Raw genomic sequence first — 22,740 nt, 5'->3', positions numbered from 1 at the left:
GACATCCAACAATGCTCAATGACCCAGAACCTCATAATTTTCAAATAGCCAGTCGGAGACCTCTCTCTCCGAAATTGAGCGAAAGAAAATCGATGCCCAAGAATTGCAGCCTTCATCAGCGGACCGCGCTGCGCTTTGCTCTAATAAATAATGATGGAATTCATCTTGGGTCGATCGGTGCCTAAAATGACCAGGAAGCACTCCGTCTGGCGCAAATTTCACCTTTGTCCACCTCTTACCAATGAAGGTGAGAAAATTGGTTCTAAGGATTACATTCTGGACGTGATATTCCAAATTTCTAAAATTTGGATCAGCCACTGGCATCAAATACACGATCTGAAAAATAGGTACGTCTATGCCAGGGTTAAAATTTAATTTAATCAAAGGATTAGACATGAAGTCGTCGTAATAGGGGTGCAGTATTCTTGCTTGCGTGGCAGCATCGTAGAGCCGTTCTCCGCGCTTTTGGTTGCAGGAACATGCTGGGACCAGGTTATACGTTAACAAAGCGTATTCTGGATATTTTTGCTTCATCAAGTAGTGGTCGAGTGTTGTTGGATTCGAACCTCCACACATCGGGCAGATCTCTCCGGCAAGAGAATTACGCAACTCCTCAATGTAGCTCATGCCTTGAGGTGGCGCTTTGTAAAGGGCTAGTATCGCCGTTTCCTCTTCAGCTGAAATATTCCCCGATCTAACTAGGTTTGGATCTCCCTGTGCGGCATGGTAGTGGCGCGCCAGTCTCTCCACTCGAAGACCAAATTTGAGAAGGATGGGGTAAGTTTTCGTCAACCTTTTGTTTTTGGTCGCGTGGCATAGGCTCTCTGACCCACTACCCTGCGGTCTATCTATTCTCTTCATTGCTATTTACTATCTTAGAAATCAGATCTTCGGAAACTATGGACTTCAATGCTTCTTCTGGAGCAACGCCACTCTGGCCAAGATTCGAAATATATTTCAACGCCCGATTTTTCGTTGTCTCCATTTCATCCTCACCAAACACGAATAGAGAGATTAAGCCAACGTCGGCCCCAAAGGTTTTCATCCTGGTTCTCTGCACGTCGACCCGCTCGCCAGCGTGGTGCCAGTCGTCACTTTTAATGATGTGGACCATATCTTCCTGTACACACCGGACAACGTAAGCCGAGTGAGTGGCAACGACCGCGACCGAACCGGTAAGTTCCAAGACCCTATGTAGCGAACCCATTAGTGCGTCAATGAACTGTGGATGTAAAAATACTTCCGGCTCATCAAGCAACAACAAAGAGCCATTTTCTGTATGTGCGGCAGAAAAAATACAAAATCGAATGTACGCCTCTTCGCCGGAGCTAAGATCATTTGGCCTTAAGCCAAAAACCCCCTTTGAACGGTCTATGGAATCCTGAAATTCAGAGTACTCCTCCTCGATCAAGTCTCCGCTTCGTAAACTGTATGAAATGTATGTAGGATCCTGTCGAACTAGGCGAATTTTTGAAATGTCGATAGGACCATAATCGTCATGAAAGACTGAAATTGGATAATTCTTTCTAGCCTGCTTCAGGCCATCGATCAAAATTTCAAATCTTGTTGTGTTGGCTATTCTCTGACTTGAGCCAATGAGTCCCAATAACGTATCAATCAGACCAGAGGATGAGACTCCTCCTTCAGAAGCCATATTGTATACTTTGTAGCCAGAGACCATGCGCTTAAGAGTCTGCGGTGGAAAAACCTTAGAAACCTTATTCCCGGTGTAAAAACCAATAACTCTACTTGGTGCAAAATTTCCGTGCCATCCACGCGTAAGAGCACCTAAAGCTAGCTGTGCAGTATGACGCAACGTCTGCGTTTTTCCTGAGCCATTCTTCCCGATAAGAACCGCAATCCTCCTGCCAAGATCGGCAGTTGGTCCAAAATTGAAATTGTAAAAGTACTGTCTTCCATCCTGAAGTTGGAAGCTACACTCAAACTCGGGGCGTGCGGCATCAATTGCAGCGCGTTCGTTTTCGCGTATTATTTCTATGCCATTTTCCAGTAGAAACAGCTGCTCCGTTGACCGAACAATGGATTTAACGATCCTCTTCCTAATTCTATGATTTTTGATTTCTGTGCTGTTTGGCCGATACTCTCTTAGTGAAATTATGTCATGAACTGATAGCAAGGCCTCCAACGCAGATTGAACACCGACATGGTCGACCAGCGCACGGTAATCCATCGCCGAGAGCCCCATTGTGACGAAGGAAAAACCCAGCGCTTTCGAATTGGACTCAACGAAAGAACTTTCCTGAGTTCTGTCATCTATGATGCGCCGTGCTTCAGTATATTTGAGCATACTCTGACTTCTATTGTTTGATACGAAGCAAATACTTAGGGGGCCATAGGTGTACCATTTGGAACCCAATTTACTGTTGGGTATCTTAAAATGAACAACGCACGTTTCATCAGAACCAATCTCGATTATGGTCAGTCGCGACTGAAAATAGGCGCGCAATTCAGTTTCCACTAAACGAAGCGAATCCTTGTTCGTAAAAAAAACTGGAGAGTTTGCCATCAGCGCTCACTGTGTCACTAAATTGTTGACCAACACGTTGTACAAAACCATTGGGTGCATTGGATCGATACGTTGGTCTCGATATAGGGTGGAGTGGTGACATCCTACTGTCAATTGAAGCTTTTGCGCGTGCTACGTCAAATGATACCGTGCAGCTGCTCGATACAGGTTAGGGTCCGCCTTGGCGCAGGATGCTGCGGTTGCTGTGGGAGACTTACGGTTTCCACTCGGCAAGCACTTGGAAGAACTAAAAGGTGATCGGTCTGGACAACATGCCGTGCGGATCAACGGGCAATGGCGCATTTGCTTTGTCTGGACCCCGAACGGCCCCGCCAATGCCGAGATTGTCGATTACCATCGAGAGGATACGCTGATGAACCTGCTTGAAGAACCAATGCACCCAGGTGAAGTCCTGAAAGAGCTTTACCTTGATCCTCTAGATCTGGGGGCAATCGCATTTGCGCGGCGTCTGGCTGTGCCTCGGACGCGCATCGAGCGGTTGATCAAAGGAACTACCGGGATCACGCCGGATACGGCGCTGCGCCTCGCCCGTGTTTTCAACACCACCGCAGTCTATTGGGTAAGCTTGCAGACGAATTACGACATGGCGTTAGCTGCCAAGGAAATCGACGTTTCTGACATTGAACCACTCGTTGCCGCGTAATGTGGCAATCATATATGGATGCGACGTTCTTTACTCATACCAAAGGCGCGTCTTTCGAGCGTGACATGTCCGCATGGAGCCTTGAGTACCCAAGGGGAGGCGGTGACTGAATGACGGCTATCATCTTGGTTGGTCCGAGAAGTACGATTCTGAGAAGTTGAATGTCATTTGGATGTAATGTCGTGCCAAAGCTCGTATGATTTCAGCGGCAACGGATAGCCTACTTGTTTCGATGGACATATCTGAATCTGAAGGGAAGTTCTTTGACGCGTGCGCGGCTGCTACACGACAATCCTCATAAACGTATTTTGCTAGAGCCTTGCCCTGTCTATTCTCGTGGAACTGCTTCAAGTAACTCGGATCAACTTTCTTGCATGCTTCATCAAAAACCGATGCTATCCACTCCTGCGTTTTTGGTCCAATTTCTCTACGACCAGAGTCTTTGAAGCCCGATTCAAAAACTTTGAAAAAGCTCAGCACTTCTTGCGATGCGATACCAGCCTCTGCAGCATTTAAACCTTCCCTGTAGTAAGAGAGGCAATTGAGCAATGCGTCGTCATCCGGCATGGAACGATTAAACATCCAATAGATCATGGTTGAGAACGCCATGTCACGCCTTGGAACGGGGACGGGTACAGGATTCCCCGACCAACCCTCTCGAAGGATCGCGTGACGATCATCACACCAGGACAAAAGGCTCAAGAAGCGATTGAGAAGTGTCCTGGCGTCCTCAGCTGTGATGCGCTCGTGGTGTAGGTCGATGCTGATTGAATGTGAGTTCTCCTTGGTTTTCGGGAATAGGACGAAGTGGTGACCGTCAAACTCGACCCGCGTGGGGTCTTTCGGCCATGCGACGGTGGTATCGACGCCAAGATTTAAGAATCTTGAACCTCTGCGGGCTCCGAGGCTTTTGTCAAAAATTTCACGCTCTTCCTCCGTTTCATACTCGCGCCAATCTGTTTTTAGCGGCCTGTCCAGAGCACGAGAAAGGTCAACGTCTCGCTTTAGGTTGCTAAAAAACTCTCGATCCAGAACAAGCTGGCGGCTGTTGGATGACAACGGTCGATCATGATCGAAAGTGCTTTCAGCACCGAGCACTGCGAGCGTTAGCGCGTTCTTCGATACATAAGATGCAGTTCTACGGAGTCCGTCTTCCTCAAAAATCAGTTTTGCTTGATATTCGTCGTTTCCAGGAATTCGCGCGATGGAAAGCGTGAGTGAAACGAAGGCCTTAGGGTCTTGCTCTTTATCTAACAATGCGGCCATCGCATCACTGAGAGACCTCGCCTTCCTTAAAGATGCAGAGACTCCACCAACGGGCCGAAGATCAGCCATTATCAACGCCACATGCCCAGCCCAGCCGCTCTGCGTCGGTACGTAGCCCAAAACTGCACGGGCGATCTCGTCATTGGTAAGGCGTTGAGCAGCTCTCTCTCGCCCTCGCGGAAGCTGTCCATAACCGCGTAGGCTTTGAAATCGTGTTAGAGTTTCGTCAAAAGATCGCGGCTCGGAAAGCTCGCGATGAAGAAGAAGCGAAAGGTTCTTGGCATACATGCATATTCCTTAGACTCGCGTACATCTGTCATCAACCCGATGCAGTAAGCTCAGCCTGATCAGTCGCCATCTTCAGCAACGGCCCTCGCTGCCAACCTCACCTGTCTTAGCTCGATAATTCTTTTCCGAAAGAAAATAGCAACTCAATGCGTCAGCCCCCGGTCCATCTCGACCTCCCGCGCTTCTAACTCTGTCTCAGCCTCTCTTCGGCGTCCTTCGCTAATCTCAAGCTCATGCTCAATTGTTCGTCCAGCGTCGCGTAGCTCGCTTCCTCGTTCAATAATCCACGCAATGCTTTCATTGATACGGCTTGCGAACGCACCAGCAGCGTCACGCATTGTGCGATACCATCCAGCTGGCTCTGCATCTTGGTCGTCGAGCGTGCCTCTAACCCGCTCAATTCCTGCGCTGAGACCTCGCAGGCCGTCACCAACCGCTCGACGCAGGCGAGCAAGTCGCGTTCCAAGGCTGTCAGGGGTGTCGTCATCTAATCCTCCTTGATCTTGATGCAGGTCACTGATCTGCCGCCCAGCGTGCAGGTCCTCAGGCGCGTCTTGGTCGGGTTCAGCACCAGCCATGTCCCGTCCTCCCTGTCGATCCGCGTCAGACCCAAGTCCGTCATCTCTGAGCTCGCCAGCATCAACGTCCAAAGCAAGCTCGCGGTCATCATCGAGACGATCCCTACCAAGAACGTTCCCGTGATCAGCCAGGGCGAGATCGTCAGCCAGCTCTTGTTCTGTCGCAGAAAGGTGCGGGTATCGCTCTCGATTGTACGATGCGCGTTGGTCGCAATGTTGTTCAAATCGGTCCTGAAGCTCTCCAACTGAGATGCCATCGAGGCGGCGTAATCCTGCCGGATCGTGTCCAGTTCCGCGTTCAACTTCTCGCTCAGCCGGGTCGGCTTGCCAGTCTTCATGGAAAATCTCTCCTTTCAAACGCCAGCGCTCGCCGGTCTCTGGGTCTTGGGCGGTAAGGTAGGCTTTGCCTGTGCGCGGAATGTCGAAGCCCGCATCGGTCAAGGCGTCGAGCATGCTGGCGCGGTCGGTGATTAGGCCAACGCTGATCTGGTCTTGCAGCCATGCATGCAGCTCGTCGCGGCCTTGGGCACGAGTCGAGGTCTCGATGGTGTCGCGGACCTCTTGGACGCGCTCCAACTCCATCGGGTCAGCCCATCCGTGGCGTTGGTTCATCACGTCACGCAGGCTGTCGAAGGCCTTCTCATAGCCGGGCGGCGCGATGTTCAGGCTGCGTCCCGAGGTCAGCTCCAAGCGCGGTGTACAGAAGTGGAGCTCGACCCGGTCTTCGTGGGTATGTCGGACCCAGAGCATGTCATATTGCGTCGGGTCCAGCCCCGCGAAGGCCAGACGCTCGAACCCGTCCATGACCTCGGCCTGCTGCTCCTCGGTCGGCGCGTCTGTGGCAGCAAAGCTGATCACGCCCGCGCGGTAGGTCCATTGATGGCGGCTGGCGTCGATCAAGGCTTCGGTACGGTCTGGATTGCCACGCAGGACTTCGGGCAAAGGCTCGCGAGTGACCATCATGGCTTGGCCGTCTGCGTCTCGGATAAGGTCGCGGTTGTCTTCATAGGCCAGTACCTTGTCCGCGACGAGGTAGCCGACTGGCCCCGCGCCCGCGCCTTTGCCGTTGCGGAAGAACTTGATCAGCATCGGCGGGCGGCTTCGATGATCTGGGCAAGCTGGCGCTCGATGGTCAGCAGGCGGCGGGCAACGGTAAGCGCGTCAAGATCAACGCGCCCCGAAAGCATCGCGCGGTTCAGCCAGCGAGCGATCTGGTTGAGGTTGCCGCCAATCCGCCCGACGGCCAGCACTAGCGCCGGATCAACGCGGGGGATGGGCTTCCGGCGACGGGCTTCGGTGAGGCCCAGAGCCTCGCGGAGCAGGGTCGCGGCAGGCAAGCCAGCGGCCTCGGCCTTGGCGCGCAACTGGGCCTTCTCTGTGGCGCTGCACCGAAAGACGAAAGTCTCGGTCAGCGGCTCTTTGGTGCGGGCTTTTCCCGCGCCGGTGGGGTTCGAAGGGGAGGCTTGCCGCCCCTCGCAAGGTCCCGTGTCAGCAGCGCCAGCGTATGACATGGGTCGCCTTGCTGTTTGCTCTTCGGTGGGATCGGTTGCGGTCATGATCTGAGGCCTGCGGCTTGGATTTGGACCTCTGTCACCATCTTCGATGCCAGCAAAGCCGTGACTTGGGTGCCCGTGATGTGTTTGCACATCGGGCTGCGATCATTGATCCAAAAAGCCAGCCGCGTATGGTGATCGGCTCGCAGCGTTGCTGTCTTTTCTCGGTCTTCAGCTTGCTTCTCGACGTAAACCAGCCAGCGCCGCGATTGGAACCAATTGTCGGAAAAGCAGACCTTGGAGCGGGTGAAACCTGCACTGTCGGTCGCGTAGGCTTGGACCGCCTGCCGCAAGTCCTCCGGCAAGATCCCTTCTTTCATGGCCTCTTCGATCTGGGCGAGGCAGGCCGCTTTACCGCGTAGCCGGTCCGGTGGATATGCCGACAAAATCTTCTCAATTTCTTCATCCGCCGCCGCCTCGCGCTTGCGCGTAGGTGGTTTATGGATGGTTTTAGGATGGTTTGGGGGCCGTGGTGGCCCCGGTACCCCGGCCACAGTGGCCCCCGTACCAGGGCCAGACTGGACGGGGGCCACTGTGGACCCCGTCTCAATCTCGGGTTCTGCGGTCGGTTCCAGCGTCTCAACCATAGCCAGATCGATCCGGTAGACGACGGTGAAACCATTCTTGCAGGTGCGTGCGCCGGTCTCGACGAGGATGCCTTCCTTCAGGAACGCGCGCACAGTTCGCTTGACGGTGGTCTCTCCCAGCTCGGTATGCCGCTGGATTGTACCCTTCGAACACCAGATGCCCGAACCGTCATCACTCGCCTTGTCGGCCAAGAACATGATGATCTGCTTGCGCGTTGCACTGCCGAACTTCCGTTCCGCGCATGTATTCGCAACCCGCCAGCTCATTGGAAGGCCCCCAAGTGCGCAAAGACGTGCGAATTTTGTACAGGTTTTGTACGAGAATTCCACCATTTCAGCAGAATTCGATGCGAAAGCTCACGGGATTTTCTGCAAGCTTCTGCGCAAAGCCCTGTAAATAAGTCATATTTTATAGGTGTTTGTGGTGACCCCGGCAGGATTCGAACCTGCAACCTGCCCCTTAGGAGGGGGCTGCTCTATCCAGTTGAGCCACGGGACCGCCACGGACAGCTTTAGCAAGCTGGCGAGGGGGCGTCACCCGCAAAAATCTGAATGCCGGTTTCGGCATCCGACCTTGTGACGCCTTGCGCCTCGCTCATAATCTACGTTAGCGTGAGACACTGGTTGAACAGCAGGATATTGCCTTTGTCACAGACCCCAAAACGCCCGTTAACGCTTCGTGATGTATCTGACGCCTGTGGTGTGTCTGAAATGACGGTCAGCCGCGTGCTGCGCAAACGTGGCGATGTGTCTGAGGCGACGCGCCTTCGGGTTCTGGCCGCCGCCAAGGAGTTGGGCTATGTGCCCAACCAGATCGCAGGATCGCTGGCGTCGCAACGGGTGAACCTTGTTGCCGTCATTATCCCGTCCCTGTCGAATATGGTTTTCCCCGAGGTTCTGAACGGCATCAATCAGGTGCTTGAGGATACGCCGCTTCAGCCTGTGGTTGGTGTCACCGATTACATGCCCGAGAAGGAAGAGCGGGTTTTGTACGAAATGCTGTCCTGGCGGCCGTCGGGTGTGATCATCGCGGGGCTGGAACATTCGGATGCCACCCGTGCCATGCTGAAGAACGCAGGCATTCCCGTGGTCGAGATCATGGATGTCGACGGTCGCCCGATTGATGCTGTCGTGGGGATCTCGCACCGCCGTGCCGGTCAGGAAATGGCCAAGGCGATCCTGAAAGAGGGGTACGAGCATATCGGGTTCATGGGTACCAAGATGCCGCTGGACCACCGCGCCCGCAAACGGTTCGAAGGGTTCACCGAAGGCTTGGCCAAGGCCGGTATCGAGATAGAGGACCGTGCGTTTTATTCCGGTGGATCGGCCCTCGCCAAAGGCCGCGAGATGACCCAAGAGATGCTGGAAAGGTCGCCCGATCTGGATTTTCTGTATTATTCAAATGACATGATCGGTGCCGGAGGCCTGTTGTATCTTATCGATCAGGGCATTGATATTCCGGGCCAGATCGGGCTGGCGGGTTTCAATAACGTTGAGCTGTTGCAAGGCCTGCCACGGCAGTTGGCCACGATGGATGCGTGTCGCGCCGAAATCGGCCGTGCTGCGGCAAAGATCATTCTGAATGATACGCTGGACGAACCCGACCCCGATTTGCAAACCCATGTCACGATGACGCCAACCCTGTCATTGGGGGATACATTGCGTCGCAAGCGTAGCTGATGAACACCCTCACGCTGAGCAATCAAGACGCTCGGCGTCTGTTCCTGCACCGTCATTTGCTAAGTGATGCACCGCAGGGTGAGGCAAAAGGCGACGCGCTGTTGCAGGTCATTCAGGGCTTGGGCTTTGTCCAGCTGGACAGCATCAACACGGTTGCGCGGGCCCATGATCTGATCCTGTTTTCCCGCAAGCCCCGATACCGCCCCGAGGGGCTCAAGCGGCTTTATGAAAACGATGGTGCGCTTTTTGAACATTGGACCCATGATGCTGCCGTGATCCCGATGGCGTATTATCCCTATTGGGAAATGCGCCGCCAGCGTGATGCTGAAACCCTGCGCAAGCGCTATCGCAACTGGCACAAGCACGACTTTGAATCACAGTTCGATAAGCTTTTGGACCAGATCCGTGAACAGGGCCCTGTCTGTTCTGCCGATGTGGGCAAGGATGAAAAGCGGTCCAACAGTGGCTGGTGGGATTGGCACCCTTCCAAAACCGCGTTGGAGTACCTTTGGCGGACCGGGGCATTGCATGTGGTCGGGCGCGACGGGTTCCAGAAACGCTATGACCTGACCGAAAGGGTGCTTGAGGCACATTTGAGTGACCCGACTGCCGCGCCGGATGAAACAGCGACGATCGACTGGTGCTGCAACGGCGCGTTGGAACGGCTGGGCTTTGCCACCCACACCGAACTGGCCGCGTTCTGGGATCACATTGGCCCCGCCGAGGCCAAAGACTGGGTGGCCCGTGAACTGGCAGATGGACGCTTGCAGCCGATCATGGTGACCTGCGCCAATGGCGAGACCCGTGGTGCCTTCGCCCGTCCTGACATCGCAAATGATCCCGCGCTGCAGATCGAACCGTCACCACGGTTGCGCGTGCTCAGCCCCTTTGATCCGGCTTTGCGCGACCGCAAAAGGGCGGAACGATTGTTTGGCTTTAACTACAGGGTGGAGATGTTCGTCCCCGAGGCCAAGCGGACCTATGGCTATTATGTTTTTCCGATCCTGCAAGGCGACAGCATTATTGCCCGCGTGGACATGAAGGCGTTTCGCGACCGTGATACTTTGGTGGTGCGTGCGCTTTGGCCAGAGCCGGGCACACGGTGGGGCAAAGGCAAGCAAAGCGCGTTCGAGGCGGAGTTGGCGCGGTTGACCAAGCTGGCGGGCGTATCCCAGATCAGCTTTGACGACGGTTGGCTGCGGACACCCATTCCTTAAACATATTGCGAAAATTTTTGGCAGGTCGGACGCTCGGTTTTTCTAACGATGGCAATTTGTAAACATTTTGTTGACGTATTGCATTTCTCTGCCAGATTGATCGCAAAGGAATCATGACCATGCGTAAACTCACATCCCGACGGGCGAGGCTTGGCATATGACGCGGCATGTCGTTGTCATCGGTGCGGGCATTGTCGGCGTTTCCACGGCGATCTGGCTCCGGCGTGCCGGTGCGCAGGTCACGATTATTGACCGCGCCAGCCCTGGTACAGGCACGTCGCATGGCAATGCTGGCGTGTTGGCGGCATCGGGGGTTGCACCGGTTACCGGCCCGGGGTTGCTGCGCAAGGCACCGTTCATGCTGCTGGACCATGATGTGCCGCTGTACCTGCGTCTGTCCTATCTGCCGCGCCTGCTGCCGTGGTTGGTGAAATACATGGGCTATGCCAATGATGCCGACACGCGTCGCATTTCGGCGGCCCTTGCACCGATTGTCAGCGACAGCGTTGAGCAACATAAAAGCCTGACCGCCGATTTGGGCCTGTCCGATTGGGTGACCGACAGCGACTATGTCTTTGCCTATCGCCAGCGCGCCGACTTTGACGCCGAAGCCTATACATGGGCGCTGCGCGCGCAGGCCGGATTTTCCCCCCAGTTGATCGAAGGCGCGGGGGTGCGCGACTATGAGCCCGCATTAGGGTCTGAAATCAACTGTTTGGCCACGCTCAAGGATCACGGCTTCATCCGCGATCCGGGGGGCTATGTCGCCGCTTTGGCACATGCCTTTGAACAGGCGGGCGGCAAGGTGATGCAAGCCGAGGTCAAGGATTTCGACCTGACAGGTGGCACTGTGACCGCCGTGCAAACCACCCAAGGGACCGTCGCCTGCGATGATATCGTGCTGGCGACAGGGGTGTGGTCAAAGCCGCTGATGGCCAAGCTGGGGCTGAACGTGCCGCTTGAATCCGAACGCGGCTATCACGTGATATTCGAGGACGCGACCGGCGGACCAAGCCGCCCCATCATGATCGCAAGCGGCAAGTTCGTGGCCACCCCGATGGCGCAGGGTGTACGTTGCGCGGGTATCCTCGAGTTCGGCGGGCTGGAGGCTGGCCCCTCGAAAGCACCGCTTGCCTTGCTGCGCCGTCAGGCGAAAGCGGCGTTTCCGAACCTGAAAGCCGCCAATGAAATCGAATGGCTGGGGCACAGGCCCGCCCCCACCGACAGCCTGCCCCTGATCGGGCAGGTTGGCACCAGCCGGTTCTATACCGCCTTTGGTCACCACCATATCGGGCTGACCGGCGGGCCGAAAACCGGCCGTCTGATTGCAGGCATGATCATGGATCAACCCGGCAATACCGACATGAAACCCTATCACCCACAACGGTTCGGCAATGTTTGAACCATCAAAACCACCAACAAGGAGAGAGACATGAAACTGACCAACAAACTGATGACAGGCGTCGCGACTGCTGCGATTGCCATGACAAGCGCGCTGCCCGCACTGGCCGCCGAAAAATGGGATATGCCGATGGCCTATTCCGCGTCGAACTTCCATTCCGAAAACGGCATGACCTTTGCCAAATGCGTGACCGACGGCACGGCCGGAGAGATCGAGATTACCGTTCATCCCGGCGGGTCGCTGATCGCGGGCGCGGACATCAAGCGTGCCATCCAGACGGGTCAGGTGCAATTGGGCGAACGCCTGCTGTCCGGTCACCAGAACGAAAATGCGCTGTTCGGCTTTGATTCGATCCCGTTTCTTGCGCCGTCTTTCGACGATTCCGACAAGCTGTGGAAAGCCGCCAAGCCCAAGATCGAAGAGCTGCTGGCCGAACAGAACCTGACACTGCTGTATAACGTGCCATGGCCGCCCCAGGGTCTGTACTTCAAGAAAGACGTGAACAGCGTCGAAGACATGAAGGGCGTCAAATTCCGTTCGTACAACAACGCCACCAGCCGTTTGGCCGAACTGACAGGCATGTTGCCCGTCACAATCGAAGCTGCCGAACTTAGCCAGGCATTTGCCACGGGCGTTGCGGAATCGATGATCTCAAGCGGTGCGACCGGCTATGACCAGAAGGTCTGGGAAAGCCTGACCAACTTCTACGAAGTCGACGCCTGGCTGCCGCGTAACTATGTCATGGTGAACAACGATGTCTGGTCCAATGTGTCCGACGCCAACAAGGGCATCATCACCACCTGCGCAACCGAAGCTGAAGCTCGCGGTTTGCAAGCCTCCAAAGACTATACGCAGTTCACCTATGACGGTCTGCGCGATGGCGGCATGAAGGTTGAACCCGCAAGCGAAGAGCTGATGACCGGCCTGCGCGCCGTGGGGGACACCATGACATCCGAATGGCTGGAATCGGCTGGTGACGACGGCAAGGCCATCGTCGAAGGCTACAAATCGATGCAATAAGCATCCCCCGGCGGCCCCTTCAAACGGGCCGCCTTTCTATTTTGCCGAACGGAGATTTCCACATGAAAACCCTGCGCAAATCGCTTGATGCCCTCTACCTCGGTTCCGGGGCTTTGGCTGCCATCTGTCTGGTCGCGATCCTGTTGCTGATCGTGGTGCAAATGGTTGCCCGCTGGACCGGCGAAGTTTTCCCCGGTGCCGCAAGCTATGCTGGCTATGCCATGGCCGGTGCCAGTTTTCTGGCCTTTGCCAATGCGCTGAACCGCGGGTCGCATATCCGTGTGTCGATCTTGCTGAACGCGCTGCCTGACGGCCCCAAACGGCTGCTGGATATCTGGTGTTTCGGACTGGCTGCGGCGATTGCGTGGTATTTCACCTATTACGCCTATTGGTTCGTCTACTGGTCGTGGAAATTCAACGAGGTCAGTCAGGCCCAAGACGCCACTGCCTTGTGGATTCCGCAATCGGTGATGGTGATCGGGGGGGCGATCCTTGCCATTGCCCTGACCGACAATCTGCTGAACCTGATCGTAAAAGGCGAACACCGCCTGACCCGCGATCTTGTCGATCAAAGTTTTGGGGAATGATGCGATGACTGAACTTTACGCAATCGTCCTCTTTCTCGTCGTTCTTTTCTTCCTGCTTGGCACCGGCGTCTGGGTCGGCCTTGCCCTGATGGGGGTTGCCTGGGTCGGGATGGAGCTGTTCACCACCCGCCCCGTCGGCGACGCGATGGTCACGACGATCTGGGCCAGTTCCAGTTCATGGACCCTGACCGCCCTGCCGCTTTTCATCTGGATGGGCGAGATATTGTTCAGAACCCGCCTGTCGGAGGACATGTTCAAAGGCCTGTCGCCCTGGCTGGCCAAACTGCCGGGCGGGCTGGTCCATACCAATATCGTCGGCTGCACCGTCTTTGCGGCTGTGTCCGGATCTTCTGCCGCGACACTGACCACCGTGGGCAAGATGTCGATCCCCGAACTGCGGGCGCGGAATTACCCTGAAAAGATGATCATCGGCACGCTGGCCGGTGCCGCCACCCTTGGCCTGATGATTCCGCCATCGCTGGCGCTGATCGTCTATGGCGTGACCGTCAACGAAAGCATCACCAAACTGTTCTTTGCGGGCGTGTTGCCCGGCCTGTTTCTGGCGGTGATGTTCATGGCCTATGTGGCGTTTGTCTCGCTCACCTCCAAAGACTGGAACCCCACGGTTGAACGCGACATGAGTTTCGCCGACAAGCTGCGCAATTCGCGGTTCTTGCTGCCGGTATTTGCGCTGATCTCGGTTGTGATCGGGTCGATGTATCTGGGTTTCGCCACCGCGACCGAAGCCGCCGCGATTGGTGTGATCGGCGCGCTGATGCTGGCGCTTTTGCAAAGGTCGCTGAATTGGGAAAGTTTCCAGCAAAGCCTGATGGGCGCGATGCGTACCTCGGCGATGATCGCGCTGATCCTCGCGGGGGCCGCGTTTCTGAAGCTGTCGATGGGGTTTACCGGCTTGCCGCGCGCCTTGGCCGACGGCATCGCATCCTGGGAACTGTCGCGGTTCGAACTGCTGATGGCTCTGCTGGTGTTCTATATCGTGCTGGGCATGTTTCTGGACGGGATTTCGTCGGTTGTGCTGACAATGGCCGTGGTCGAACCCATGGTGCGCGATGCAGGGATCGACCTGATCTGGTTCGGCATCTTCGTCGTGGTTGTCGTCGAGATGGCACAAATCACCCCGCCCATCGGGTTCAACCTGTTCGTGCTACAAGGCATGACCGATCACGAAATGGGCTATATCACCAAGGCTGCATTGCCGATGTTCGCGATTATGGTGGTGATGGTGTTCGTGTTGATCTTTTTCCCTGATATTGCCACATGGTTGCCAGACAATATCAGACAAGGCCCGTCATGAACCAGTTCCCCAAGATACAGACTGTCGGCCTTAACGGTATTCTGATCAGCTTTGCCGACACCATGTCAGAGCCCGCAAATCGCGCCGCCTTGTCGTTTCGCGCCGCCATCGACGCTGCGGATTGGCCCGAAGTGTCCGAGACAAGCACATCGCTGGTGTCGACCTTTTTGCAGGTCGATCTGGTGACCCAGCCATTGGACGCGATGCTAACACGGCTGCATGATCTTCTGGACACCCAAGACTGGTACACAGCCCCTTTGCCTTCGGGCCGCACGCTGTGGCACATCCCGACGGTGTATGGCACCGATCTGGCCCCCCAGCTTGAGGAAGCCGCCGGACTGGCCGGGCTTGATCCCGATGCCGCGATTTCGCAGCTTTCACAGGCGCGGGTGCGCGTGCTGACCATCGGTTTTGCCCCCGGACAGCCCTATATGGGCGAGCTGCCGGAGAACTGGGATATCCCGCGCCAGCAGGCGTTGACGAAATCGGTGCCAGCGGGGGCCTTGATCGTTGCGATCCGCCAGTTGATCATCTTTACCAACGCCTCACCCACCGGATGGCGGCACATCGGCCAGACCGCGTTCAAGACATTCCGGCCGCACAGCGATAGCCCGTTTTCGCTGTCTCCGGGGGACGAGCTGTGTTTTCCATCCGTTTCGCGCAGTGCATTTGACACGATCGTGGCCACCGACACATCCGGTGCGGGCGGTGCAGAGACCGAGGTGCTGTCATGACCACAACCCTTACCATTGTGCAGGCCGGCCCGGCGTTGACGATTCAGGACCGTGGCCGCGCGGGCTGGTTGGCCCAAGGGCTGACCAAGGGCGGTGCTGCCGATCTGGTGGCGCTTTACGAAGGCGCGGCATTGCTGGGCCAGTCCCCCGATCTGGCCGCGATCGAGATGACAGGCACCGGTGGCACCTTTACCGCTGACGCCGATATTCGCATTGCCCTCACCGGGGCCAGCATGGCCGCCAATATCGACGGCGAAGCCATCGTCTGGAACGCCAGCCACCTGCTGCCCGCCGGGGCCAGGCTGACCATTGGCGGGGCGACAACCGGCACCTACGGCTATCTGCACATCGGCGGCGGCATCGCGACAGAGCCCTTGTTGGGCGCGCGTGCCAGCCATCTGAGCGCCGGTCTGGGTGCCGCGCTGAAATCCGGCGACAGCTTTCCGATCGGCCCAGACAAAGGCCGTGCCACGGGCATGCAACTGCCGCGCGACACGCGCTTTGATGGCGGCGTCGTGCGTGTTGTCGCCAGCATGCAAACCGACCGTTTCACGGCCGAGGAACGCGACCGCTTTACCGCGACGCAATTCGCCCGCGACCCGCGTGCCAACCGCATGGGCGTGCGCATGGATCACGACGGCGCAGGCTTTCATGCCGAAGGCGGGCTGACCATCCTGTCCGAAGTCATCGTGCCGGGCGATATCCAGATCACCGGCGATGGCGCGCCTTTTGTGCTGATGGGTGAATCGCAAACCACGGGCGGTTATCCCCGCATCGGCACCGTGATCCCCCGCGATCTGCCGCGCGTGGCGCAAGCACCGGCAGGCACCAAGATCACGTTCGAATTCGTCACGCTTGAACAGGCCATCTTGCTAGAAACCCAGCACCGCCGCGACATCAAGGCGTTGCCGGGGCAGTTGACCGCGCTGATCCGTGACCCTGCAACCATCAAGAACCTGCTTTCCTACCAACTGGTCGGGGGGATGACCTCGGCCACGGACAACCCGTTTGAAAAGGACACATGACATGACCACCGTCGATCTGAACGCCGATATGGGCGAAAGCTTTGGCCCGTGGACAATGGGCGATGACGCGGCTTTGCTGAAAATCATCAGCTCGGCCAATATTGCCTGTGGCGGCCATGCGGGCGACGCTGATGTGATGGCGGCCACGATGAAGATGGCGCATGAAAACGGCGTCGGCATTGGCGCGCATCCGGGATTCATGGACATCGCAGGCTTTGGCCGCAACCGCATGTCGGTGCCGCGTGGCACTTTGCAAAATCAGGTCCGCTATCAGGTCGCCGCAAGCGTTGGCATGGCGCGCAGTATCGGGGCGCAGGTGCGCCACCTGAAACTGCACGGCGCGCTGGCCAATATGGCGTCCGAGGATGAAACCCTTGCCCGTGATCTCTATGAGGCGGCGCTGAGCGTTGCCCCCGATCTGATCATCATGGTGTTGTCTGCAACGGCGCAACAGGACGCCGCGCAGTCACTGGGCTGTAAATGGGCCGGAGAGATCTTTGCCGATCGCGCCTATAACGACAACGCCACGCTGGTGGACCGGTCAAAGCCCGGTGCCGTGATCCATGATGCGGCCCTTGCCGGTGACCGGATGGTAAAAATGGTTCAGGCGGGCGCAATCATCACCGAAAGCGGCAAACACATCCCCGCTGCCATCGACACGATCTGCCTGCACGGCGACACCCCCGAAGCGGTTGATATCGCGCGTTCGGTCAAATCGGCACTGCAAAAGGCCGGCATCGCGCTGAAGTGTTTTGAAGGGCGGGTCGGGGCATAGCCAAAGCCCCCGCCGCCGGATCGGTGCCTATTCCGCGTCGATCCGGTTTTGCTTTTTATAGGTGAACACACTGCGCTTTGAATGGGCTTCGTCCAGAATGAACCCTTGGTCCGCAAAGGCGCGTTTGCATTCCTGCATGCCGGGGCGGTGGTACACTTTGCGGTGCAGTTCGATGATCACCAGATCCACATCGGATAAATCGGCCCCGCGCAGGAAATCCAGTTCGGCCCCTTCGATATCCATCATCAGGACATTGTGGCGAAAATCCTTGCGCAGTTTTTCGTACTGGATGGTTTTGACTTTGACCTCTTCGACATCGGGTTCGTTGTTTTCAGCGAAAACCCGCGAGCCAAGGAAATTCTTGCGCACAAAGAAATCAATCGTCTTGGGCGCGTCCTTGCCCGCGACAACGGCTTTGTTCTGAACCGTGTTGCGGTCGGTCAGACCGTTATGGGCGTATAATTCGTTGATGGCGGGCAACAGGTTCGGGTTTGCCTCGAACGACATGATTTGCACATCGGGGATGTTCTTGGTCAGGATCGCGCCCACGGTGCCAGACCCTGCGCCCATCTCGATCACCCGGTCGCCCGGTTTGATGCAGCCCAGACCTGCGTCGATCTCGGGCTTTTCAAAGGATCCGTCGATCATGGTTTCAAGGATGCGCCGCTTGAGATGTCTGCCGCCCAGAATTTCAACGTTATGAAGGGTCGCGCGCACATCGGGTGCTGCTGTTGCTTTTTTTGTGCCTGCCATCAATTCGTCCCTGTGGTGTTTTATTTGGGTTTCCCACTGTCTTGGGCGCATATTGCAGTGGGCGGGCCCATGTTCGCAAGCTTGATCTGGTCAGATGTGAAACCTGTGGCTTTCAGCAGCGCCTTGAATTGCCACGCAGCCCTGTTTGAAGCGCGTATCAACTGCTAATGTGGCGCTGAACAGCGGCCAAGGCAGGATGTTAACACCATGAATATATCTTCGACGGCTGGGGCTGCTGGCTTTGCAATTGATCCGGGCGTGCCGTTGGTCGATGGGATCATCTCCGTTGACGGTGCCGTGCTTGTTCATCGTCCCAGAACCGAAGGGTGGCGGATCAAGGCAAGCGTGTACGACGCGCAGCAAGCCGAAGTGCCGCAAGCGATTTGCTGGCATTCCGAAGGGCAGCCCGCCACGGTCGAGGCCGGGTTTCCCCGACCCAACCGGATCACGCATCTCGCGGGGACTTGGCTGTTTGGCGGGGTGTACAACCCGCAGTTCGGTCATTTCTTTAGCGAGACGATGGCCCGTGTCTGGGCCTTGGATCATATCGACGAAAAGATCGAGGGCGTGTTGTTTTTTCCGGCCTACACCACCTATCAAGACATGGTGGAAAGCAGCTTTGACGATCTGTTTTCCATTTTCGATACGCGGTTCAACTGGAAAATTGTGGATCAGTTCTATCAGGTGGATAAGTTGATTATCCCGCCCCAGGGCAGCGGTATCAAAACCGATATGATGTCGTCGCCGGAATACCGTGCGTATCTTCGCGGGCATATCCGCGATGATCTTGCGCCGACAGGACATGACAAAATCTATATCTCGCGGTCGAAATTTGCCGAAAAGCGGCGCAGCATTCTTGGGGAAACCGCGCTGGAAGGATTGCTGGAGGCCGAGGGCTATCTGGTCTTTCATCCGCAAAACCACAGCCTTGCCGATCAGGTGCGGCACTACAGATCGGCGCGCCATATCATCGGGCCCGACGGATCGCCCTTTCATCTGGTGAACTATGTCTGCGGGGCTGATACCAATGTGGCGATCATCAAGCGGCGTAAATCAATCGAATACCGGTATATGCTGGATCAGACACGCTGGTTTCAGGCAGGCACCGGTATTCCGCTGGATCACTGCCTGTCCTACTGGGCACCGGCTGGTGTGCGCCGTGCCGCCCTGATGATGTCGGCCGAGGTGGATTTTGCCGCGATGGCGCAGGTGCTGTTGAAACACGGCATGATTGACGATGCAGGACCATGGCAGGCGCTGGACAAAACAGCGCTCGAGGCCGACCTGAAACGCTTTGGGGCGTCGATGGGCTGTGACATGCACCAAGTGCGCGGCGACGGGCAATCGCTGGCGGATGTGCCGCTTTTGGCGAATGGCGAAAGCCCGCAGGTCTTCTGGCGCTAGGGCGGGCCGCTTAATCCAGTACAGTTGTGTTGAAATCACCGCGCAATCCGGCCTCGAGCAGTTCAAGGTCGGGCGAGCAGTCGGTGTATTGCGCGACCATCCCCGGCGGGATGACAAAGGCGTCACCGGGTTGCAAATCGCGGGGGTCTTGGCCTTCGGCGGTGAGGGTCATCGACCCTTCCATGACAAAGGTGAAATGGATGTCGGCGTCGTGTTTGCTGGGCGGCGGGGTTTGCCCGTCAACGCGCACGACCTGAATACCTGCCACGCCTTTGGTGCCGTCGCTGATGCCTGTGTCGCGCGCGGTAAAGCCGGGGATGCGGAACGGCTGCCAAACTGCGCCGTCTTTCAGGTGATGCACAAAACGCTGGCCGTCCCATTCGCGCATGGGGTCGCCTGTGCCGTTGGGCAGCGTCATCTCGTGGTCGATGGTGGTCACATGTTCGGCAGGCACACCGATTTCGATCACTTCGATGTTGGGCGACGCTTCGACCACGCGGTGCCGGATGCCGGGGGGCTGGGTCACGCAATCGCCTGCATGCAGGCGGATCATGTCGCCTTGATCCTCGTACAGGACATCGACCCACCCGCGGTAGCAAAAGATCAGCTGAAACCCGACCGTGTGGTAATGCACCATGTCCGGCACGGGGCCGCCATCTGGGATGCGGATATGGCTGGCGATGATCGACCCGCCAAGCCGCGAAGGGATCAGATCGCGATAATGCATTCCTGCGCGGCCAATGACCCAAGGGGCCTCGTCGCGCAGGCGGCGCACGGCGAATTCATGCTGTGTTTGTGGTTGGTCAACCGTTGGCGACAGCGGGGCGATTTCAATCTGCGTACCGTTTGGGGCCACCAGCGCGCGGGCACCACCGGCAAAGCTGTCGGGATCATCGGTCAGGATGCGGATTTTACCGGGCGGCACATCTGCGCCTTTTTCGATCCGGATGCGCAGGCCGTGACCGGAGAAGCTGGCCACAGACGGGTCATCGGCGGGAAAGATACTGTCCAACCGCAGGCCAAGCGTTTTGGTAAAGAACGGCAGGTCATCGCGCAGCTCTTTTGTGGGCAGCAAAACTTCGGCTTGGATCGGGTGTGTCATGTCAGGCTTCCGCTGTGGTTTTCGGCGACACTGGCACTAATCGCTGGCATCCTCAACGGTCTGTTGTGTCTCGGGGCTTGCCACACTGATACGGGGCAGGCCGCCCATTTCGGGCCGGCGGCTTAGCGCGCGCAGCACCGGTTTGTTCAGCGATACGGCACCGCCGGTTTCACGCACGACGATGTAGATGCCGCTGGTAATGATGATGCCCGCGCCCAGAAATGTCATCAGGTCGGTTGTTTCGTCAAAGAACAGCCAGCCGAACAGCGCTGCCCAGATGATCTGGCTGTATTGCATCGGGGCCACCAGCGCAGCATCGGCAAGGGTATAGGCGCGGATCATCAGGGTCATCGCAAGGACCGCCAGCACAGATACGGCCAGCACCAGCCCCAAATCCTCAATCGGCATGGGGACATAGACGAAGGGCAGAAGGCACAGCATCACCACAAAATTCGCCATCAGCGGATAAAGCAACAACACCTCGCGGCGTTCCTGGCCGCCGATCTTGCGCATCACGACGGCGGTGAGTGCGGTGCCAAAGGCAGAGATGAACGCGGCCAGATGGCCAAGCCCCAGATCAGCCGTGCCGGGGCGCAGCACGACCAGCACGCCCAACATGCCGACCACCACGGCCACCCAACGGTGCGCGCGCACGACTTCGCCCAGAATGGGAACGGACAGGATCGTGATCAGGATCGGGGCGGCAAACAGGATCGCATAGGTTTCGGCCAGGGGCAGGACGGAAAAAGCGTAGAAGGCGCTGAAGCCGCCGACCACAACCGCAACCGTGCGCACCAGTGCCAGAAACGGCGATCTCGGCCGCAAATTCGCGGCGGTCTTGTCACTGATCAGCATCAGCGTCACGACAGGAAAGCTGAGCAGGACGACAAAGAAAACGATCTGCACCGGAGAATATTTTTCCCCAAGCTGTTTGATCGCGGCGTCATGGGTCGCATAGACGCCAAAGGCAACCAGTCCAGTCACCATCCCGCGCAAGGTGGACCCAAGTGCGACAGACGGTTCAGCAACGTTGTTTGTCTGGTTCATACCGTCTGCCTGGTCTTTGGGGGCGGTGCCACCCCGACCCGTTTTCAGGTCGGGGCGGTCAAGGTTTAGAGGCTGGCGTCGAGTGCGGCCAGAATCGCATCGCCCATTTGTGTGGTCGAGATCGGCGTGCCGTCCTCTGGTCCCATCAGATCGGCTGTGCGTGCACCATCGGCCAGCACCTTTTCCACGGCTTGCTCAAGGCGTGTCGCCTCGTCGCCCTGATCAAAGGAATAGCGCAGCGCCATTGCAAAGCTCAGGATGCACGCGATCGGGTTCGCCTTGCCCTGGCCCGCGATATCGGGGGCAGAGCCGTGTACGGGTTCGTACAGCGCCTTGGGGCGACCATCGGCATTGGGGGCACCCAAAGACGCGGATGGCAACATGCCAAGGCTACCGGTCAGCATCGCGGCACAGTCAGACAGGATGTCGCCGAACAGGTTGTCGGTGACAATCACGTCAAACTGCTTGGGCGCGCGGACCAGCTGCATCGCGCCGTTATCGGCGTACATGTGGGTCAGTTCGACATCCGGGTAATCTTCGTCATGTACTTTTTGCACGACTTCACGCCACAGGATGCCCGATTCCATCACGTTGGCTTTTTCCATCGAACAGACCTTGTTACCACGGCGGCGGGCCAGTTCGAACGCCGACCGCGCGACGCGGTCAATCTCGGATTCGGTGTAGCGCTGGGTGTTGATGCCGACCCGCTCGTTGCCTTCTTCGAAAATACCGCGTGGTTCGCCGAAATAGACGCCCGACGTCAGTTCGCGCACGATCATGATGTCCAGACCTGCGACGATGTCTTTTTTCAGCGACGAGAAATCCGCCAGGGCGTCAAAGCACTGCGCCGGACGCAGGTTGGAAAACAGGTCCATTTCCTTGCGCAGACGCAGCAAGCCGCGTTCGGGCTTTACGCTGAAATCCAGCACATCGTATTTTGGCCCGCCCACGGCACCCAGCAATACGGCATCTGCCGCCAGTGCCTTGGCCATCGTGTCGTCATGCAGGGGGGTGCCGTGCTTGTCATAGGCGGCACCGCCGACCAGATCATGTTCGACATCAAACGCCAGATCACGTTTTTCGCCATACCAGTCAATGATACGGACAACTTGGTCCATGACCTCGGGGCCGATGCCGTCACCGGCGAGGATAAGCAATGTTGGGTTGGCCATTGGAAAACTCCTGAAAAATATGTTGCAAGCGGCGTAGCGCGGGC

21 protein-coding genes and 1 tRNA gene are annotated in these 22,740 nt (G+C 57.1%); 11 read left to right on the top strand and 11 right to left on the bottom strand.

Annotation, left to right across the window (positions count from 1 at the left end):
- Positions 1-15: 15 nt before the first annotated feature.
- Positions 16-792, bottom strand: coding sequence for a hypothetical protein (locus tag HGT1_RS16770; RefSeq protein WP_176251104.1), 777 nt, complete (start codon positions 790-792; stop codon positions 16-18).
- 52 nt (positions 793-844) lie between these two features.
- Positions 845-2,527, bottom strand: coding sequence for an AAA family ATPase (locus HGT1_RS16765; protein WP_176251103.1), 1,683 nt, complete (start codon positions 2,525-2,527; stop codon positions 845-847).
- A 181-nt stretch (positions 2,528-2,708) separates the two neighbouring features.
- Here HGT1_RS16765 and HGT1_RS18390 point away from each other — a divergent pair, with 181 nt between their 5' ends.
- Positions 2,709-3,191, top strand: a complete 483-nt coding sequence (locus HGT1_RS18390) for a HigA family addiction module antitoxin (RefSeq protein WP_255200250.1) — start codon at positions 2,709-2,711, stop codon at positions 3,189-3,191.
- Between the two features lie 120 nt (positions 3,192-3,311).
- On the opposite strand, the gene mauJ is transcribed toward HGT1_RS18390, so the two are convergent.
- From mauJ to HGT1_RS16730, 5 genes are all read right to left on the bottom strand, one after another.
- Positions 3,312-4,745, bottom strand: coding sequence for a methylamine utilization protein MauJ (gene mauJ / locus HGT1_RS16750; protein ID WP_176251102.1), 1,434 nt, complete (start codon positions 4,743-4,745; stop codon positions 3,312-3,314).
- 143 nt (positions 4,746-4,888) lie between these two features.
- Positions 4,889-6,412: a relaxase/mobilization nuclease domain-containing protein gene (locus HGT1_RS16745; RefSeq protein WP_176251101.1), complete on the bottom strand. Its 1,524-nt coding sequence runs from the start codon at positions 6,410-6,412 to the stop codon at positions 4,889-4,891.
- Entirely contained in the window at positions 6,406-6,879 is a 474-nt protein-coding gene (gene mobC, locus HGT1_RS18385; protein WP_255200249.1) for a plasmid mobilization relaxosome protein MobC, read from the bottom strand. Before mobC ends, HGT1_RS16745 begins: the two co-directional genes overlap by 7 nt.
- Positions 6,876-7,730: a hypothetical protein gene (locus HGT1_RS16735; RefSeq protein WP_176251100.1), complete on the bottom strand. Its 855-nt coding sequence runs from the start codon at positions 7,728-7,730 to the stop codon at positions 6,876-6,878. The genes mobC and HGT1_RS16735 overlap by 4 nt, the downstream gene beginning before the upstream one ends.
- Positions 7,731-7,885: 155 nt before the next feature.
- Positions 7,886-7,962: transfer RNA gene (locus HGT1_RS16730), tRNA-Arg, on the bottom strand.
- A 146-nt stretch (positions 7,963-8,108) separates the two neighbouring features.
- Between HGT1_RS16730 and HGT1_RS16725 the strand changes: the two genes are divergently transcribed.
- From HGT1_RS16725 to HGT1_RS16685, 9 genes are all read left to right on the top strand, one after another.
- Positions 8,109-9,143: a LacI family DNA-binding transcriptional regulator gene (locus HGT1_RS16725; RefSeq protein ID WP_176251099.1), complete on the top strand. Its 1,035-nt coding sequence runs from the start codon at positions 8,109-8,111 to the stop codon at positions 9,141-9,143.
- Entirely contained in the window at positions 9,143-10,360 is a 1,218-nt protein-coding gene (locus tag HGT1_RS16720; protein WP_176251098.1) for a winged helix-turn-helix domain-containing protein, read from the top strand. The genes HGT1_RS16725 and HGT1_RS16720 overlap by 1 nt, the downstream gene beginning before the upstream one ends.
- A gap of 157 nt (positions 10,361-10,517) precedes the next feature.
- A complete protein-coding gene (locus HGT1_RS16715) occupies positions 10,518-11,762 on the top strand; it encodes an FAD-binding oxidoreductase (RefSeq protein ID WP_176251097.1) in 1,245 nt (414 codons plus the stop codon).
- A gap of 30 nt (positions 11,763-11,792) precedes the next feature.
- Positions 11,793-12,782 (top strand): TRAP transporter substrate-binding protein, encoded by a 990-nt coding sequence (locus HGT1_RS16710; RefSeq protein WP_176251096.1) that lies wholly within the window; start codon positions 11,793-11,795, stop codon positions 12,780-12,782.
- 62 nt (positions 12,783-12,844) lie between these two features.
- The gene (locus HGT1_RS16705; RefSeq protein WP_176251095.1) at positions 12,845-13,369 is read left to right on the top strand and encodes a TRAP transporter small permease; all 525 of its coding nucleotides are present in this window, start codon (positions 12,845-12,847) and stop codon (positions 13,367-13,369) included.
- Positions 13,370-13,373: 4 nt separating this feature from the next.
- Positions 13,374-14,684: a TRAP transporter large permease gene (locus HGT1_RS16700; protein WP_176251094.1), complete on the top strand. Its 1,311-nt coding sequence runs from the start codon at positions 13,374-13,376 to the stop codon at positions 14,682-14,684.
- Positions 14,681-15,418 carry an allophanate hydrolase subunit 1 gene (locus HGT1_RS16695; RefSeq protein ID WP_176251093.1) on the top strand — a complete coding sequence of 246 codons (738 nt, stop codon included), beginning with the start codon at positions 14,681-14,683 and terminating at the stop codon, positions 15,416-15,418. Before HGT1_RS16700 ends, HGT1_RS16695 begins: the two co-directional genes overlap by 4 nt.
- The gene (locus HGT1_RS16690) at positions 15,415-16,443 is read left to right on the top strand and encodes a biotin-dependent carboxyltransferase family protein (RefSeq protein ID WP_176251092.1); all 1,029 of its coding nucleotides are present in this window, start codon (positions 15,415-15,417) and stop codon (positions 16,441-16,443) included. Before HGT1_RS16695 ends, HGT1_RS16690 begins: the two co-directional genes overlap by 4 nt.
- Before the next feature lies 1 nt (position 16,444).
- The gene (locus tag HGT1_RS16685) at positions 16,445-17,218 is read left to right on the top strand and encodes a LamB/YcsF family protein (protein WP_176251091.1); all 774 of its coding nucleotides are present in this window, start codon (positions 16,445-16,447) and stop codon (positions 17,216-17,218) included.
- Between the two features lie 27 nt (positions 17,219-17,245).
- Here the strand turns inward: HGT1_RS16685 and HGT1_RS16680 are convergent, their stop codons facing one another.
- Entirely contained in the window at positions 17,246-17,971 is a 726-nt protein-coding gene (locus tag HGT1_RS16680) for an FkbM family methyltransferase (RefSeq protein ID WP_176251090.1), read from the bottom strand.
- Positions 17,972-18,178: 207 nt separating this feature from the next.
- Here HGT1_RS16680 and HGT1_RS16675 point away from each other — a divergent pair, with 207 nt between their 5' ends.
- Complete coding sequence (locus tag HGT1_RS16675) at positions 18,179-19,375, top strand: DUF563 domain-containing protein (RefSeq protein WP_176251089.1); 1,197 nt, start codon at positions 18,179-18,181, stop codon at positions 19,373-19,375.
- Between the two features lie 10 nt (positions 19,376-19,385).
- On the opposite strand, the gene HGT1_RS16670 is transcribed toward HGT1_RS16675, so the two are convergent.
- The 3 genes from HGT1_RS16670 to leuB all read right to left on the bottom strand — a co-directional run bounded on the left by HGT1_RS16670 (position 19,386) and on the right by leuB (position 22,696).
- Positions 19,386-20,477: a cupin domain-containing protein gene (locus tag HGT1_RS16670; RefSeq protein WP_176251088.1), complete on the bottom strand. Its 1,092-nt coding sequence runs from the start codon at positions 20,475-20,477 to the stop codon at positions 19,386-19,388.
- 36 nt (positions 20,478-20,513) lie between these two features.
- The gene (locus HGT1_RS16665; protein ID WP_176251087.1) at positions 20,514-21,524 is read right to left on the bottom strand and encodes a DMT family transporter; all 1,011 of its coding nucleotides are present in this window, start codon (positions 21,522-21,524) and stop codon (positions 20,514-20,516) included.
- A gap of 65 nt (positions 21,525-21,589) precedes the next feature.
- Complete coding sequence (leuB, locus tag HGT1_RS16660) at positions 21,590-22,696, bottom strand: 3-isopropylmalate dehydrogenase (protein WP_176251086.1); 1,107 nt, start codon at positions 22,694-22,696, stop codon at positions 21,590-21,592.
- Between the last annotated feature and the right edge of the window lie 44 nt (positions 22,697-22,740).

This window comes from Sulfitobacter sp. HGT1 (assembly GCF_013282155.1).
GTDB lineage: Bacteria > Pseudomonadota > Alphaproteobacteria > Rhodobacterales > Rhodobacteraceae > Sulfitobacter.
Note: the sequence above shows the minus strand (reverse complement) of the source record. Positions and strands in the feature narration are given on the sequence as shown.

Excerpts from the sequence above, each read along its gene's own strand:
- mauJ (WP_176251102.1), bottom strand. The coding sequence starts at position 4,745 with ATGTATGCCAAGAACCTTTCGCTTCTTCTTCATCGCGAGCTTTCCGAG.
- HGT1_RS16675 (WP_176251089.1), top strand. The coding sequence starts at position 18,179 with ATGAATATATCTTCGACGGCTGGGGCTGCTGGCTTTGCAATTGATCCG.
- HGT1_RS16745 (WP_176251101.1), bottom strand. The coding sequence starts at position 6,412 with ATGCTGATCAAGTTCTTCCGCAACGGCAAAGGCGCGGGCGCGGGGCCA.
- HGT1_RS16720 (WP_176251098.1), top strand. The coding sequence starts at position 9,143 with ATGAACACCCTCACGCTGAGCAATCAAGACGCTCGGCGTCTGTTCCTG.
- HGT1_RS16665 (WP_176251087.1), bottom strand. The coding sequence starts at position 21,524 with ATGAACCAGACAAACAACGTTGCTGAACCGTCTGTCGCACTTGGGTCC.
- HGT1_RS16735 (WP_176251100.1), bottom strand. The coding sequence starts at position 7,730 with ATGAGCTGGCGGGTTGCGAATACATGCGCGGAACGGAAGTTCGGCAGT.
- HGT1_RS16695 (WP_176251093.1), top strand. The coding sequence starts at position 14,681 with ATGAACCAGTTCCCCAAGATACAGACTGTCGGCCTTAACGGTATTCTG.
- HGT1_RS16685 (WP_176251091.1), top strand. The coding sequence starts at position 16,445 with ATGACCACCGTCGATCTGAACGCCGATATGGGCGAAAGCTTTGGCCCG.
- HGT1_RS16765 (WP_176251103.1), bottom strand. The coding sequence starts at position 2,527 with ATGGCAAACTCTCCAGTTTTTTTTACGAACAAGGATTCGCTTCGTTTA.
- HGT1_RS16710 (WP_176251096.1), top strand. The coding sequence starts at position 11,793 with ATGAAACTGACCAACAAACTGATGACAGGCGTCGCGACTGCTGCGATT.
- HGT1_RS16690 (WP_176251092.1), top strand. The coding sequence starts at position 15,415 with ATGACCACAACCCTTACCATTGTGCAGGCCGGCCCGGCGTTGACGATT.
- HGT1_RS16680 (WP_176251090.1), bottom strand. The coding sequence starts at position 17,971 with ATGGCAGGCACAAAAAAAGCAACAGCAGCACCCGATGTGCGCGCGACC.
- leuB (WP_176251086.1), bottom strand. The coding sequence starts at position 22,696 with ATGGCCAACCCAACATTGCTTATCCTCGCCGGTGACGGCATCGGCCCC.
- HGT1_RS16705 (WP_176251095.1), top strand. The coding sequence starts at position 12,845 with ATGAAAACCCTGCGCAAATCGCTTGATGCCCTCTACCTCGGTTCCGGG.
- HGT1_RS16715 (WP_176251097.1), top strand. The coding sequence starts at position 10,518 with ATGACGCGGCATGTCGTTGTCATCGGTGCGGGCATTGTCGGCGTTTCC.
- mobC (WP_255200249.1), bottom strand. The coding sequence starts at position 6,879 with ATGACCGCAACCGATCCCACCGAAGAGCAAACAGCAAGGCGACCCATG.
- HGT1_RS16670 (WP_176251088.1), bottom strand. The coding sequence starts at position 20,477 with ATGACACACCCGATCCAAGCCGAAGTTTTGCTGCCCACAAAAGAGCTG.
- HGT1_RS16700 (WP_176251094.1), top strand. The coding sequence starts at position 13,374 with ATGACTGAACTTTACGCAATCGTCCTCTTTCTCGTCGTTCTTTTCTTC.